The organism is Microvirga antarctica (assembly GCF_017921815.1).
Taxonomy (GTDB): Bacteria; Pseudomonadota; Alphaproteobacteria; order Rhizobiales; family Beijerinckiaceae; genus Microvirga; species Microvirga antarctica.
Map to the genome: position 1 here is coordinate 141,145 of NZ_JAGEMM010000002.1, position 14,317 is coordinate 155,461.

Sequence of the window (14,317 nt, forward strand, 5' to 3'; positions counted from 1 at the left end):
GCGCCATGACCTCAGGGACGATCCGGCAGGCCGGCTTCAGGCCTTGCCGGATGGCGCGCCCGATCGCCGCGCGACCCGTGCGCGTGCGTCCCGCCACTGAAAAAAGGACTGACGATGAGATATCTGCACACCATGGTCCGCGTCGCTGACCTCGACAAGGCGCTGGATTTCTACGTGAACAAGTTCGGCCTGGTGGAAACCCGCCGCACCGAGAGCGAGAAGGGCCGTTTCACCCTGGTCTTTCTGGCCGCCCCCGGTGACGAAGCGGCAGGGCGCGACACCAAGGCTCCGCTGCTCGAGCTCACCTATAACTGGGACCCGGAAACCTATACGGGCGCCCGCAATTTCGGTCACCTCGCCTACGAGGTCGACGACATCTACGCCACCTGCCAGAAGCTGATGGATGCCGGCATCACCATCAACCGGCCGCCGCGGGATGGTAACATGGCGTTCGTCAAGTCGCCGGATGGCATCTCCATCGAATTGCTGCAGCGTGGACCGGCCAAGCCGGTGCAGGAGCCGTGGGCATCGATGCCCAATACCGGCACCTGGTAGCTCCTATCTAGCGTCGCCGCGCGCGACGCCGAAAGCCCTTGCCCCGATCCCCGGCCCGGCACAGGATGGCGGGCCGGATTGATCCGGCGGAGGATGATCGTGACCCGCAACGCGATCCGCTTTTGGCGGCATGGACGACCCGTCGAGATTTCCGATTTCCATCCGCGCACGACGCTCCTTGATTATCTCCGACTGAACCAGCGGCATTTCGGCACCAAGGAAGGCTGCGGGGAGGGCGATTGCGGCGCCTGCACGGTCGCGCTCGGCCGCGTGCGCGACGGCCGTGTTCGCTACGAGCCCGTCAACGCCTGCATTCTCCTCCTCGGCCAGGTCGACGGCGCGGAACTCGTGACGGTGGAAGATCTTGCGGCGGGTGGCACGCTGCATCCGGTGCAGGCCGCCATGGCGGCCCACCACGGCTCGCAATGCGGGTTCTGCACGCCGGGGATCGTCATGAGCCTGTTCGCACTTCATCAGGAGGGCGAGCGGCCGGTGAATCGGGACGCCATCAACGATGCGCTGGCGGGCAACCTCTGCCGCTGCACCGGCTATCGGCCGATCGTCGACGCGGCCGTCGCGGCCTGCGCGGAGCCGCCGGTCTTTGATGGGTTGGCGGAGCCCCGCAGCCTGTCACCCGACTCGCAACGCGAAGACCTGTTCGTCGGCAACTCCACTGCGTTCTTTGCCGCCCCCGCGAGCGAGGACTCCTTGGCGGATCTCTTCGCGGCCCATCCGGACGCAACTCTTGTGGGCGGCGCGACCGATGTGGGTCTTTGGGTCACGAAGTCGCTTTCCAGCCTCGACAAGGTGATCTGGCTCGGCCGTGTCGCGGGCCTGAAGGACATTGCGACAACACCTGACACCCTTGTTCTCGGCGCGATGGCGAGCCATGCGGATGCCTTCGCGAGTCTGGCGGCCATCGATCCCGACCTCGGGGAGATCGTGCGGCGGTTTGGCTCGGCGCAGGTGCGGGCCTCGGGGACGGTCGGCGGCAACATCGCCAACGGGTCGCCCATCGGCGATCTTGCGCCTGCGCTCATGGCGCTCGGCGCCACCATCAACTTGCGCCTGGGCAAGACGACCCGGTCGCTGCCGCTCTACGCCTTCTTCATCGCTTACCGGCAGCAGGATCGAGCCCCCGGCGAATATCTCCGGCGTCTCACGGTGCCTCTGTTGCGCGCTGACCAGGTCTTCCGCGCCTACAAGGTGACGAAGCGGTTCGACGAGGATATTTCGGCGGCGCTCGGCGCGTTCACCTTCACGCTCGACGGACGACGCATCGCCCAAGCCCGCATCGCGTTTGGCGGCATGGCGGGAATCCCGAAGCGCGCGACCGAGACCGAAGCAGCGCTTGCGGGTGTGTCTCTCGATGAGCCCGCCGCCTGGGGCGACGCAATGGCGGCGCTGGCGCGCGATTATCAGCCCCTCGACGACCACCGGGCATCGGCCGCGTATCGCAGAACGGTGGCGCGCAACCTGCTGTTCAAGGCCCTCAGCGAAACCGCCTCCGGCGAGACCCGCGCAACCCGCATCGTTGGCCATCGCGACCACCTGCAGGCGGCGGAGTAGCCCGATGGCCGACGACGCACCCATCCGACAGACACCCATGACGGATCCCCTAAAAGAGGGCTTGGCCCAGGCCGAGCTGCGCCATGTTCATCAGCCGCTTCCGCACGATTCCGGCATCAAGCACGTGCAGGGCTCCGCGCAGTATATCGACGATATCCGCGAGCCCGATGGCACGCTGCATCTGGCCATCGGCACGTCGCCGAAGGCGCGCGGGCAACTGCGTCGCCTCGATCTTGACGCGGTGCGGGCCTATCCCGGCGTCGTCGCGGTGCTCACCGCCGCAGACATCCCGGGCCTCAACGACGTGTCGCCCGCCTTGGGCGATGATCCGCTCTTCGCCGATGGAGCCATCGGCTTTCACGGCCAGGCTCTGTTTGCGGTGGTTGCCACCGAGCGCGATATCGCCCGCCGGGCGGCGCGGCTCGCGGTCGTCGCGATCGACGCGGAGGATCCAAGCGTCACCGTCGAGGATGCGCTGGCGCGCGGCGAGACCGTGCTGCCGGATTACGCGTTCGGGCGGGGTGAGCCGCAAGACGCCATCGCTGCCGCGCCACAGCGGCTGTCGGGAGCCTTTCGCGTCGGCGGTCAGGAGCATTTCTATCTTGAGGGCCAGATCGCGTTGGCGATCCCCGGCGAGGATGGTGACATCCATGTCTATTCCTCGACCCAGCATCCCACCGAAGTGCAGCATGTGGTGGCCCGCGTGCTGGCCATTCCCGATGCCTTCGTCACCTGCGAGACGCGGCGCATGGGCGGCGGTTTCGGCGGCAAGGAAAGCCAGGCGACGCAATGGGCGGTGACGGCGGCGCTCGCTGCCCGCATCACCGGCCGGCCCTGCAAATTGCGGCTCGACCGCGACGACGATTTCATCCTCACCGGCAAGCGGCATGACATGCGCAGCGACTGGGCGGTGGGCTTCGACGCGGATGGTCGCGTCACCGGCTTTGAGGTCGAGCATCTTGCGCGCTGCGGGTATTCGGCCGACCTTTCCGGCGGCGTCGTCGACCGGGCGATGTTCCATTCCGACAACGCGTATTTTCTCCCCGTCGTGCGCGTGGGCTCGAAGCGGCTCAAGACCAACACCGTGTCGAACACCGCCTTTCGCGGCTTCGGCGGTCCGCAGGGCATGCTCGCCATCGAACACGTGATGGACCAGATCGCCTGGGCCAGCGGCCGCGACCCGCTCGATATCCGCTATGCCAATTTCTACACGCCGGACCGCAACCTCACGCCGTTCGGCATGGCGGTGGAAGAGGTCGACACCCTGCACGGCCTGGTGCGCCATCTCGAGCGCACCAGCGACTATCGCGAGCGGCGGCGGGAGATCGCGGCGTTCAACGCCGCCTCGCCGATCATGAAGCGCGGCCTTGCGCTCACGCCCGTCAAATTCGGCATCAGCTTCACGCTCGTCCATCTCAATCAGGCCGGTGCGCTCGTGCATGTCTACCAGGACGGCTCCGTGCATCTCAACCACGGCGGTACCGAGATGGGGCAGGGGCTCTACATCAAGGTTGCGCAGGTCGTCGCGGAAGAATTCGGCATCGCCATGGAACGCGTGCGCATCACCGCCACCACCACCGCGAAGGTTCCCAACACCGCGCCGACGGCGGCCTCGTCCGGCTCCGATCTCAACGGCATGGCGGCCCGCATCGCGGCGGGCGCGATCAAGCAGCGCATGGCCGCGCGCGCTGCGGCGCTCTTCGGCGTGACCGAAGACGATGTGGCGTTTCGCGATGACCGCGTCTTTGCCGGCAACGAGAGCCTGACCTTCGCGGAGCTCGCCAAGCAATGCGTGCTGGCGCGGATTCAACTCTCCGAGGCCGGCTTCTACCAGACGCCGCACATAACCTGGGATCGCGCCACCGCCACCGGCCGGCCGTTCCTCTACTTCGCCTATGGGGCTGCGTGTTCCGAGGTGATCGTCGACACGCTGACGGGCGAGAACAAGCTGCTGCGCGTCGACATTCTTCACGATGTGGGGCGCTCTCTCAATCCTGCCATCGACCTCGGCCAGATCGAGGGCGGGTTCGTGCAGGGCATGGGCTGGCTCACCACCGAGGAACTGGTGTTCGCCCGCGACGGGCGTCTGCTCACCCACGCGCCCTCGACCTACAAGATTCCAGTAGCGTCCGACGTGCCGTCCGATTTCCGCGTCGCGCTCTATCCCAATGCCAACCGGCAGGACACCATCTATCGCTCCAAGGCGGTGGGCGAGCCGCCCATCATGCTGGCCAACAGCGTGTTCTGCGCGCTGGCCGATGCCGTGCACGCGCTCGATCCCGCATCCCCCGTTCCGCTCGATGCGCCGGCCACACCGGAGGCGATCCTGCGGGCCTGCGAAGCGTTGCGCGGCAGGCCGATGGAAAGCAGGAACGGCCCGTGAAAGTCTGGCGGCATCTCGCAGACAGTCTCCGTGCCGATGGCGCGGCAGCGCTGATCGGCGTGCGCGCGGCCAAGGGCTCGGTTCCGCGTGATCCGGGAGCCCAGATGGTGATGCGCCCCGACGGCGCGTTTCACGGCACGATCGGCGGCGGGCAGCTCGAAATGCGGATGCTGTCGCTCGCCCGCGCGATGCTGCGCGAGGGAAGGGGTGCCGCCCGGTTGATCGATCAGGCGCTGGGGCCCGATCTCGGCCAGTGCTGCGGCGGGCGCGTGACGATCCTCATCGAGACCTTCGACAAGCGCGACCTTGCCGAGGCCGAGGCATGGGCCGCGCGCGAAGCCGACGGCGTCTTTTCCCTGTCCTGCCGCCTCGTCGAGGGCCGGGTCGTGCGCGAAGTCGCGCCCGGCGCGGAGGATCCTCAGGGCTGGCAAGAGACCTATGGCGAGAACCGCACGCCCCTGCTGCTGTTCGGCGCCGGCCATGTGGGTCGCGCACTGGTTCTGGCGCTCGCGCCCTTGCCCTTCGCGGTGCGCTGGTTCGACAGCCGGTCAGATGCCTTCCCGGGCCATTCTCCGCAGAACGCCACCACACTGCTGCTCACGGAGCCTGAAGCCGTGATCGCTTCCGCGCCGCCGGATTCCTTCGTGCTGGTGATGACCCATGACCATCCCCTCGACATGGCCATTACGGCTGCGGCGCTGCGGCGCGACTTTCCCTATCTGGGCCTGATCGGCAGCGCCTCCAAACGCGCCCGGTTCGAACGGCGGTTCCGCGAGGCGGGCTTGCCGGCGGACCGGATCGCCGCTTTGCTCTGCCCCATTGGCCTTACCGGCATCCGCGACAAGGATCCGGCGGTGATCGCGGCTTCTGTGGCCGCCCAGCTTCTTCAGCAGCGGGAGGGCGCGACTTTTTTGCAAGCCCTCTCGCCTCCCGTCCCCGCAAGCGATAAAAGCGCGCATGACCGATCTCATCAGTGAAGACCAGCGGCATCTGGCCCGTGCCGTCGCCCTCTCGCGCGAGCACATGAACGACGGCGCCGGCGGCCCGTTCGGGGCCGTCATCGTGCGCGACGGCGTGGTGCTGGCGGAGGGCTGGAACTGCGTCACCTCCACCAATGATCCGACGGCCCACGCCGAGGTCACGGCCATCCGCCGCGCCTGCGAGGCCGTGGGCGATTTCTCCCTGCCGGGCGCGACGCTTTATTCGAGCTGCGAGCCCTGTCCCATGTGTCTCGCCTCGGCCTATTGGGCGCGCATCCGCCGGATCGTCTATGCCAATACGCGGGCGGACGCCGCCGCCATCGGCTTCGACGACAGCCTGATCTACGACGAGCTGTCGGTTCCCATCGCGGAGCGCATCATCCCCATGGACCATGTGCCCAGCCTCGAGGCGAAGGCGGTCTTCGACACCTGGGCGGACAAAGCCGACAAGGTGCGCTATTAGCAGACCATCACGCTCGCCCCAGAGCCCATCGGCCACTCCACGAGACAGCACCATGCCCAGCGTCAGCACCATCGTCCGCAAACCCGCCGTCAAGCCGGACCGCGTCGTCGACACGATCACCCTCGATCACGCGGCGCGCGGCCAGCGCCATGCCCACTGGACCGGCGAGGCCGGCACGAAAATCCACCTCGATCTCGACATGGACACGCGCATCAACGACGGCGACGCCCTGCGCCTCGAGGACGGCACCCTCGTGCAGGTGAAGGCCGCAGCCGAACCCCTGCTCGAAGTGCGCGCCGAAAACCCCCTGCGCCTCATGCGGCTGGCCTGGCATCTCGGCAGCCAGCACGGCCTTGCCGAATTCACCGGCGACGCCCTCTACATCGAAAACACCCCGGCGCTGGCCGAACTCGCCCGCGGCCAGGGCTGCACCGCAACGCCGGTCGAGCGCCGCTTCCAGCCCGAGCAAGGCGCCCAAGCCTGCGACCACGACCACGGCGATCACGGCCATGGTCACGGTCATCACGATCATGGTCACAAGCATGGGCATGACGATCACGCGCATGGGCATGCGCACAAGCACGACCATGACGATCACGAGCATGGGCCGCATTGCGCGCATGGGCATCACGGGCACAAGCACGATTGAGGGGGGTGGTGATGTATTGCGTTCCCGGCCCACCGAATTGGCATCCAAAAATCATTCGAATGGTCAGGCGGTTCCGTGCCGTCGTCTCTACCGTCTGGTTGTAGTCAATGCCAATTGACCCACGCATCCTCGCTGAGGCCTGGGAGATAGTCGAAAGAGCTGGAATGGCAGGCTTTAAGCCAACCAGCATGGCGCCGAATTACGAAGTTGGAACCATCGTCGAGATAAGTCTTGTTGATCCACCAGCGCGCGCCGATGGCGTGCCGAACTTCGATAGCCCCGATCCAGACAGGCCGGGCATAACCCGTAGCTCATCTATTTTATCTGCTTTGTGCGGAAGTGAGCCACTGCCGCCCGTCGTGCTCTTCCAGCGCGCGGGTGAAACGCGTTACGAACTGAGAGACGGGTTCCATCGACTCCATCTGTTTGCGGCAATCGGTTATACTCACGTGCCAGCACAGATAACTGACTGGAAGCCTGGAGAATACTGAAGGTCGACGTATACAAATGACTAAACCGCATCATAAACTCTCCATCGCCCCGATGATGGACTGGACCGATCGCTTCTGCCGGTCGTTTCATCGCGTCCTGTCGCGGCGGGCGCTGCTCTATACCGAGATGGTGACTACAGGGGCCGTGTTGCATGGGCCGCGGGAGCGGCTGCTCGGGTTTGACGGGGAGCAGCATCCGGTGGTGGTGCAGTTGGGCGGGTCGGACCCTTCGGATCTGGCGGCGGCGGCGCGGATCTGCGCCGATTACGGGTATGATGCGATCAACCTCAATGTGGGCTGCCCCTCCGACCGGGTGCAGAACGGGCGGTTCGGCGCGTGCCTGATGCTGGAGCCGGCGCTGGTGGGCGACTGCGTGGCGGCCATGAAGGCTGCGGTGTCGGTGCCGGTGACGGTCAAATGCCGGATCGGGGTCGACGACCAGGATTCCGAGGAAGCGGTCGACCGGCTCACCGATGCGGTCGTGGCGGCCGGCTGCGACGGGCTCACCGTCCATGCCCGCAAGGCCTGGCTGAAAGGCCTGTCGCCGAAGGAAAACCGGGATATTCCGCCGCTCGATTACGGGCGCGTCTATCGCCTCAAACAGGCGCGTCCGGCCTTGCCCATCGGGATCAATGGGGGCGTGCGCAGCATGGACGAGGTGGAGGCGCATCTTCAGCATGTGGATGAGGTGATGCTCGGCCGGGTCGCCTATCACGAGCCGGAAATCCTGCTGCAGGTCGATCCCCGCCTCTATGGCGAAACGGCCCCGGTACCCGACGGTTTTGCGGCCGTGGAGGCCTACGAGCCCTATATCGCCGCGCGGCTGGCGGAGGGCCACCGGCTCCATACCCTGACCCGCCATATGCTGGGCCTGTTCACCGGGCGTCCCGGTGCCCGGGCCTATCGCCGTCACCTCGCCACCGAGGCCAACCGGCCGGGGGCCGATCTTGCGACCCTGCGGGCGGCCATCGCCCATGTGTCGCGCGGCCCGTCCGCCCTTGAGGATGCCGCCTGAGACGCGTGGCCTGACGGTCTGCGAGACATTCCTCCCTCCCACACGTGTGCGAGCGCACCGCGCCGTGGAACAGAATTGTGGATTTCTGCATGATGGATTGTAGTAACGTTATAACGATTCTATGATCCAGGGGCTCAGGGTGTTTCCAGGAGCTATGTTGCAAGGAGAGATCATGTCAAAGCGTTTCTGCACACTGGTTTTTATCCTGTCGACCGGCCTTGTCGGTGCGACCGGTGCCCATGCCTTTCACGGCATCATCGGCGAGCGTCCGCCGCCGAATGGGCTCAACGGCGTGTCGCTGAACGGCTTCAGCGTGAGCGGCCTTACGACCGCCGTGTCGTTGGGCACCACCGTCACCCTGCGCGACGGCACCACCGTCATTCTGAAGTAACATGCGGAGGAACATCATGTCTGTGCGCATCCCAGTGCTGTCACTCGCGGCTGTTCTGATCGGATTGTCGGCATCAACCGCTTCCGCCTTCTTCGGCTACAGGGACGAGCGTCCGCCGCCGAATGGGCTCAACGGCGTGTCGCTGAACGGCTTCAGCGTCAGCGGCCTTTCGACCGCCGTGTCGTTGGGCACCACCGTCGCCCTGCGCGACGGCACGATCGTCACCCTGAAGTAACCCTACGCAATCGGAGCAACACCATGTCTGTGCGTCTCTCGACTGTGTCTCTTGCTGTTGTGCTGATTGGATTGTCGGCATCAACGGCCTCCGCCTTCTTCGGCTACAGGGACGAGCGCCCACCGCCGAAAGGGCTGAATGGTCTGTCCCGCACGGGATTCAGCCTCTCAGGGCTGAACGCCGTCGGGACCACCGTGACGGCCGTGACCCTACGCGACGGCACTCCGGTCCGGGTGAAATAGGCCCGGTCACATCAGCAAAGGAGCGGCCCCCGCCTCGGCGAGGGCCGCTGACCACCATGGCAAAAGTCTTTCTCGGCTGCCTTGCGGCGGTTCTCGGCCTTCTCATTGGATCGGCCGTTGCCCTGGATGGGCGGATGGGGCTTGAGGGCGTCGATCTCGTGCTCACTCTCGCGGATGGCCGCGCCCTGCGCCGCGAGGCGCTGATCGGCCTGTCGCTGACCCTCGGCAGTGGCGCGGGCGAGGCCGCGGTGCGGATCGATGGGTTCGAGGAGGACAGGCCTCCGGTCGGTGATCCCCTGCCGCTCTACCGGATGTCGGTGCTTGATCCCACGACGCACGAGCGTCGGGACCTGTGCGAACCAGATCCTGACGGGCGACGGGTGGCTTTCGCGTTTCCCACCGGGGCAGGGGGCTTCAGCCTCACCTGCACCAGCGGAGTCGAGGGTAAATGCGTGCTCTTCGGCTACCATCCGTGGGAAGAGGGCAACGGCATCCCCATGCGGGCGCTTCATGCCGCCTGCATGGCCATGTTTCGCGCCGATTACGGCGGCGACGATCATCCATCCACGCGTAACGGGACCAAGATCAATTTCTACGACCGCTTCGGCATCCAGAAAGTGGATCACGCGCCGGGCATGGCGTTTGAGGCCGCCTGGGGCGCCGAGGGCGCTCTGTGCGTCTCGCATCCGCGGATTGCCGATCACGTGGCTCTCGACGAACTGGCGCAGCGTTATCCGCACCTCAAGGGACGGCTGGGGCCGCATGTCTGTTACGAGGAGGCGATGCGGGCGGATCCCCGCGCGATCCTGTTTAACGAATCCACGATCACCTGGCGCACGCCCCAATAACCGTCGCGCCCGACCGCCTCCGCAGCGCACCGGCCTGAACCGGCGGGTTTGACGCGCCTTGATTCTCTCCGGCCGGACGTGTCGGTTGGCGGCGCAGCGTTCCGTGACCCCGCCAATGGCCTGTCGGCGGGATGCTCTGACGTCCCGATTTTTCCGCGACCTCTCATCCCCATGTGGCGACGGCGTTTCCACCAACGACGGGCCGGTGCGACGGGGCTCGGCCTATGCGCGCGCCGGTAGTTCGGGCGCTGTCATCGACACGGCCAGGGCCGGGTGTCGGCGCACCAAGACAATTTCTGAGAACCCTCGTCAGCAGCGCCCCCCAACGGAGCAAAGGCGCCAGCGGATTTTGTCCGCCGACCGAGTGGCGGGGAATTGCGGCATGCCATTGAGGAATGCATGTCGAATAACAATCTTAAAGAACATTTCCTGATCAACAGCAGCGCCTTTTTCAATCGAAGATTGATTCGAATGGAAGCGAATCCTTTCAGCATGTCGTTCATTCAAAAAACGAACGATTTTTAGATGAAATGGTATTCTAAAGCTTTACTGATATAAAATTGCATATATCTTCCCCTCGGCGAGGCTCAAACATGTGGGAACGGGCGCTCGCTAACGTCAATGGAGAAGAAAATGTCGATGCATCTGTATGCCGCTATTGTTGCGGTCGCTCTCGGATTCTCTGCGGCAACCGTGAGCGCGGGGGAACTGACGAACGGCCTGAGCACGAACGGTTTGAGCACCAACGGCCTGAGCACCAACGGGCTCAGCACGAATGGTTTGAGCACCAACGGGCTCAGCACGAATGGTTTGAGCACCAACGGGCTCAGCACCAACGGCCTGAGCACGAACGGCCTCAGCACCAACGGTCGCGACGTCAGCGGCGTGGCTTCGGATGGCCGGCTGAAGGCGGTGATTCTGCAGGACGGCTCGCGGATTGTTTCCCGCTAGCGCGTTTCATTCCAACAATCAGACGAGAGGCCTCCCGGTGACCGGGAGGTTTTTTGATATGCATCCCTTGTCGAAGACGTGGCTTGTGTTGTGGCTCGTCCTGCTGTGCGGTTCCGCGTCAGGACTTGAGGGTCGGCTTCTTGCGGACGGGCCCGAGCTTGCGCTGCACCTCACGGACGGGCGAGTGCTGCGGCGCGAGGCCCTGATCGGAATCGCCATGGTGGTCGGGGGCCCCCAGGGCGACAGCTATGTGCGTATCGACGGCCTCGAGGACGATCTGAATGCCGTGGGCGGAACGGTCACGCTCTATCGGCTTTCTGTCAGCGCGCCGGACGGGCAGGACGGGGCCGAGTTCTGCCAGGCCGATCCGCGCGGCCGGCGCGCGGGCTTTGCAATGCCCGACGGAGCAGGCGGCTTCGCGCTCACCTGCACCAGCGGCGCGCAGGGGAAATGTGTCCTCATGGGCTATCGTCCCTGGCAGGCGCGTGACGGTTTGCCGATGGCAGATCTTCACCGGGCGTGCGTCCACATGCTGCGGGCCGATTACAGTGGCGACGACCGTCCGACCACGCGCAACGGAACCCGCGTCGACATCTATGACCGTTTCGCCATCCAGGTCCCCGACAGAGTGGAGGGCCTGGCGTTCGAGGCCGCCTGGGGCCCGGAGGGCGCGATCTGCGTCGCCCATCCGCGCATCGCCGAGCACATCACGCTCGACGACATCGCCCTGCGCGCGCCCCACCTCGCGCGGCGACTCGGGCCGGAGGTGTGCACCGAGGCCCGGATGATGGCCGATCCCCGCGCGCTTCTCTTCAACGCGTCGGCTGTCACCGTCCGGGCGTCCCCCTGAGTCACGGAGGGGGTCCTTGCCGTCGCGGCCGATTTCCCGCACACAGGCTGCATTCCTGATTGAGGCTTGTGATGTACGGAATTTCTCTCTTCGACCTGTCCTGGCTCGCGGTGTCGATGCTCGCCGCCGGCGCGGTAACGGGTCTTCTCGCCGGCGTCTTCGGTGTCGGCGGCGGCGCCGTCGCGGTGCCGATTCTCTACGAGCTGTTCCGGCTCGTGGGCGTGCCCGAAGAGGTGCGCATGCCGCTCTGCATCGGCACCTCGCTCGCCATCATCATCCCGACCTCGATCCGCTCGTTCATGACCCATCGGGCCAAGGGCGCGGTCGATATGTCGATCCTGCGGGTCTGGGCGGTTCCGGTGGTGCTGGGCGTTATCATGGGCAGCTTCATCGCCCGCTTTGCCCCGGCTGACCTGTTCAAGGTCGTGTTTGTGATTGTCGCCGGCGTCTCGGCGATCCGCCTGCTGTTCGGCAAGGATACGTGGCGGTTCGGCCTCGATATGCCGGCCAAGCCCATCATGGTGGCGTATGGCTGGCTGATCGGCGTGCTGTCGGCGCTCATGGGCATCGGCGGCGGGCAGCTCTCGAACCTGTTCATGACCTTCTACAACCGCCCGATCCACCAGGCCATCGCGACCTCGTCGGGCCTTGGCGTGCTCATCTCCATCCCCGGAGCGATCGGCTACATCTATGCGGGCCTGCCGCGGGCGGCCGAATATCCCAACGTGGTGGCGCTGCAATTTCCGCTCGCCATCGGTTACATTTCGCTGATCGGCTTCATGCTGTTCGTGCCGACCAGCATCTGGATGGCGCCCATCGGGGCGCGGCTCGCCCACACCTTGTCGAAGCGCCGGCTCGAGGTCGCGTTCGGCATCTTCCTGCTCATCGTCTCCGCGCGTTTCGTCGCGAGCCTGATCGCCTGAGTCTCAGGCGCCCTTGCCGCGCAGGATCAGCCGGTTGCCGCGCACCTCGTAGGACGAGAGGCGCTCCAGGAAACTCATGCCCAGAAGGTTGATCTGGAGCACGCCGGCCCGCGCCACGAGAGCGCGCACGTTGCGCTCTTCAATCGGGCCCAGCGCCAGCGACGCGATGGTGACCGGGGCCGCCAGCGCCATGCCGTTGGCGGTGGAGACCGGCACCGAATAGGTGAGCGAGTCGGCCTTCACGCCCAGGTGAGCTGCGTCCTCCGCCCGCAGCACGATGGTGCTGGCGCCAGTGTCGAAAATGAAGCGAGCGTCGCGGCCGTTCACCTGCCCGGTCACGAGGAAAGTGCCGTCGCTGCGGCGGGCTGCGACGACCTCGCCCTCGGGGTTGACCACCGTGCGTCCGGGCGCAACATCGCCGATGGTGCGGTCGAGCACGGCGAGAATTTCCGAGCGCGAGCTGTAGAGCAAAAGGGCGCCGATCAGGACGCCGAAGGTCACGGCGGTCGCCTGCACCCCATGGGTCCAATGCTGGCCGAAGCCGTCGACGATCGCGCCCGCGAGAATCATCGCCATTCCAAAAAAGCCCACGAGGAGCGCCGCCTCGTGGGGCTGCACGCCCGCGATGGCGTCCTCGGCCAGGGAGGCGATCAGCACCGCTGCGGTGATGAGGAGCGTACCGGCCGCGCGGATGCCCGGCATCGTCACGAGGCCTTCCCGGGCTCTGGCGCAAAGGCTCGTCGCATCCGCTCCTCAAGGGTGGCCATGATCGCGAGGCGCTCATCCTCGCTCATGCGAAACCAGCGCGTGATCTCGGCGCTCGTCCGGCCGCAGCCTTCGCACAGGCCGGTGTCAGGATCGAGAATGCAGACGCGGGTGCAGGGGCTTGAGGCGCTGGTCATGAGCCGTTTATGTCGTCATCGCGCCAGCGCGATCAAGAGGCCGATCAGCGCGGCGATCTCGGCGATCTGCTGCGCCGCGCCTGCGATGTCGCCGGTCTGCCCGCCGAGATTGCGGTCGGCGAGCCGTGTCAGGCCGAACCCCGCAAGGCCGGAAAAGCCGATCATCAGCGCAAGCCCTGAGGCAGGCAGGCCCGCCAGCAGACCGATGGCGACTGCCAGCAGGGCGGCAAGCGTTGCGGCGATCAAGAACGATTCGCGCCTCGGCTGTCCGACAGACCGGGACAAGCCGTCTGTGCGCGCGGGAGGGAGAAACACCAGCGGCATGAGCGCCGCGGTGCGCGACAGGGAGGCTGCGATCATCACCACGGCGACACCCGCGACGATTCCCAACAGCGGGGCGAGTGCCGCCAGCGCCGCGATTCGCAGGGCGAAGGCGAGGATCAGGGCAGAGGCACCGTAGGATCCGATCAGACTGTCGCGCATGATGGCGAGCCGGCGCTCGCGGGTTGCCCCTCCCAGCCCGTCGGCGGTATCGGCGAGGCCATCCTCGTGCAGGCCGCCGGTGATCAGGGTCAGGGCTGTCACCGTCAGGATGGCGGCCAGCCAGGGACCGAGACCCAGCGCCAGCGCCACGACCATCACGAAGCCTGGCAGAATCCCGATGATGAGCCCGGCGATGGGCACCACCCGGACCAGACCGTCAAGCGCCGGGGCCGCATGGGGATCGGCCGATTCGAAGGGCAGGCGGGGGACCGGCAGGCGGGAGAAGAAGCGCAGGGCCTGGGCGAGCCGGACCAGGTTGTCCTGCCATGCGCCGGACGCGTCGCTCCCTGTCTTGTGAATATGGTCGGACATGCTTCACCCCGCGTG

At 66.1% G+C, this 14,317-nt stretch carries 18 protein-coding genes; 15 read left to right on the forward strand and 3 right to left on the reverse strand.

What is annotated here, in order from left to right:
- Positions 1 to 114 precede the first annotated feature (114 nt).
- The 15 genes from J4G32_RS07965 (at position 115) to J4G32_RS08035 (ending at position 12,545) form a co-directional block, all read left to right on the forward strand.
- Positions 115 to 555, forward strand: a complete 441-nt coding sequence (locus J4G32_RS07965) for a VOC family protein (protein ID WP_210485664.1) — start codon at positions 115 to 117, stop codon at positions 553 to 555.
- 93 nt (positions 556 to 648) lie between these two features.
- Entirely contained in the window at positions 649 to 2,124 is a 1,476-nt protein-coding gene (gene xdhA, locus J4G32_RS07970; protein WP_210485665.1) for a xanthine dehydrogenase small subunit, read from the forward strand.
- Positions 2,125 to 2,161: 37 nt separating this feature from the next.
- Entirely contained in the window at positions 2,162 to 4,507 is a 2,346-nt protein-coding gene (xdhB, locus tag J4G32_RS07975; protein ID WP_210490977.1) for a xanthine dehydrogenase molybdopterin binding subunit, read from the forward strand.
- Positions 4,504 to 5,484, forward strand: a complete 981-nt coding sequence (xdhC, locus tag J4G32_RS07980; protein ID WP_210485666.1) for a xanthine dehydrogenase accessory protein XdhC — start codon at positions 4,504 to 4,506, stop codon at positions 5,482 to 5,484. Before xdhB ends, xdhC begins: the two co-directional genes overlap by 4 nt.
- Positions 5,465 to 5,950, forward strand: a complete 486-nt coding sequence (locus J4G32_RS07985) for a nucleoside deaminase (RefSeq protein ID WP_210485667.1) — start codon at positions 5,465 to 5,467, stop codon at positions 5,948 to 5,950. Before xdhC ends, J4G32_RS07985 begins: the two co-directional genes overlap by 20 nt.
- Positions 5,951 to 6,002: 52 nt before the next feature.
- Positions 6,003 to 6,599 (forward strand): urease accessory protein UreE, encoded by a 597-nt coding sequence (locus J4G32_RS07990; protein ID WP_210485668.1) that lies wholly within the window; start codon positions 6,003 to 6,005, stop codon positions 6,597 to 6,599.
- Between the two features lie 164 nt (positions 6,600 to 6,763).
- The gene (locus tag J4G32_RS07995) at positions 6,764 to 7,090 is read left to right on the forward strand and encodes a ParB N-terminal domain-containing protein (protein WP_246504916.1); all 327 of its coding nucleotides are present in this window, start codon (positions 6,764 to 6,766) and stop codon (positions 7,088 to 7,090) included.
- A 16-nt stretch (positions 7,091 to 7,106) separates the two neighbouring features.
- A complete protein-coding gene (gene dusA / locus J4G32_RS08000) occupies positions 7,107 to 8,105 on the forward strand; it encodes a tRNA dihydrouridine(20/20a) synthase DusA (RefSeq protein WP_210485670.1) in 999 nt (332 codons plus the stop codon).
- 172 nt (positions 8,106 to 8,277) lie between these two features.
- On the forward strand, positions 8,278 to 8,496 hold the full coding sequence (locus J4G32_RS08005; RefSeq protein ID WP_210485671.1) for a hypothetical protein: 219 nt from the start codon (positions 8,278 to 8,280) through the stop codon (positions 8,494 to 8,496).
- Between the two features lie 16 nt (positions 8,497 to 8,512).
- A complete protein-coding gene (locus J4G32_RS08010; RefSeq protein ID WP_210485672.1) occupies positions 8,513 to 8,731 on the forward strand; it encodes a hypothetical protein in 219 nt (72 codons plus the stop codon).
- A gap of 23 nt (positions 8,732 to 8,754) precedes the next feature.
- Positions 8,755 to 8,973, forward strand: coding sequence for a hypothetical protein (locus J4G32_RS08015; protein WP_210485673.1), 219 nt, complete (start codon positions 8,755 to 8,757; stop codon positions 8,971 to 8,973).
- Positions 8,974 to 9,029: 56 nt separating this feature from the next.
- Positions 9,030 to 9,821: an ADYC domain-containing protein gene (locus tag J4G32_RS08020; RefSeq protein ID WP_210485674.1), complete on the forward strand. Its 792-nt coding sequence runs from the start codon at positions 9,030 to 9,032 to the stop codon at positions 9,819 to 9,821.
- 633 nt (positions 9,822 to 10,454) lie between these two features.
- On the forward strand, positions 10,455 to 10,772 hold the full coding sequence (locus J4G32_RS08025) for a hypothetical protein (protein WP_210485675.1): 318 nt from the start codon (positions 10,455 to 10,457) through the stop codon (positions 10,770 to 10,772).
- Positions 10,773 to 10,830: 58 nt separating this feature from the next.
- Positions 10,831 to 11,622 carry an ADYC domain-containing protein gene (locus tag J4G32_RS08030; RefSeq protein WP_210485676.1) on the forward strand — a complete coding sequence of 264 codons (792 nt, stop codon included), beginning with the start codon at positions 10,831 to 10,833 and terminating at the stop codon, positions 11,620 to 11,622.
- Positions 11,623 to 11,693: 71 nt separating this feature from the next.
- Complete coding sequence (locus J4G32_RS08035; RefSeq protein ID WP_210485677.1) at positions 11,694 to 12,545, forward strand: sulfite exporter TauE/SafE family protein; 852 nt, start codon at positions 11,694 to 11,696, stop codon at positions 12,543 to 12,545.
- Between the two features lie 3 nt (positions 12,546 to 12,548).
- Here the strand turns inward: J4G32_RS08035 and J4G32_RS08040 are convergent, their stop codons facing one another.
- From J4G32_RS08040 to cobS, 3 genes are read right to left on the reverse strand one after another with little or no spacing between them, the layout of a single operon-like run.
- A complete protein-coding gene (locus J4G32_RS08040; protein ID WP_210490992.1) occupies positions 12,549 to 13,247 on the reverse strand; it encodes a retropepsin-like aspartic protease family protein in 699 nt (232 codons plus the stop codon).
- Between the two features lie 2 nt (positions 13,248 to 13,249).
- The gene (locus tag J4G32_RS08045) at positions 13,250 to 13,447 is read right to left on the reverse strand and encodes a DUF1289 domain-containing protein (RefSeq protein ID WP_210485678.1); all 198 of its coding nucleotides are present in this window, start codon (positions 13,445 to 13,447) and stop codon (positions 13,250 to 13,252) included.
- 15 nt (positions 13,448 to 13,462) lie between these two features.
- Positions 13,463 to 14,302: an adenosylcobinamide-GDP ribazoletransferase gene (gene cobS / locus J4G32_RS08050; protein ID WP_210485679.1), complete on the reverse strand. Its 840-nt coding sequence runs from the start codon at positions 14,300 to 14,302 to the stop codon at positions 13,463 to 13,465.
- Positions 14,303 to 14,317 lie beyond the last annotated feature (15 nt).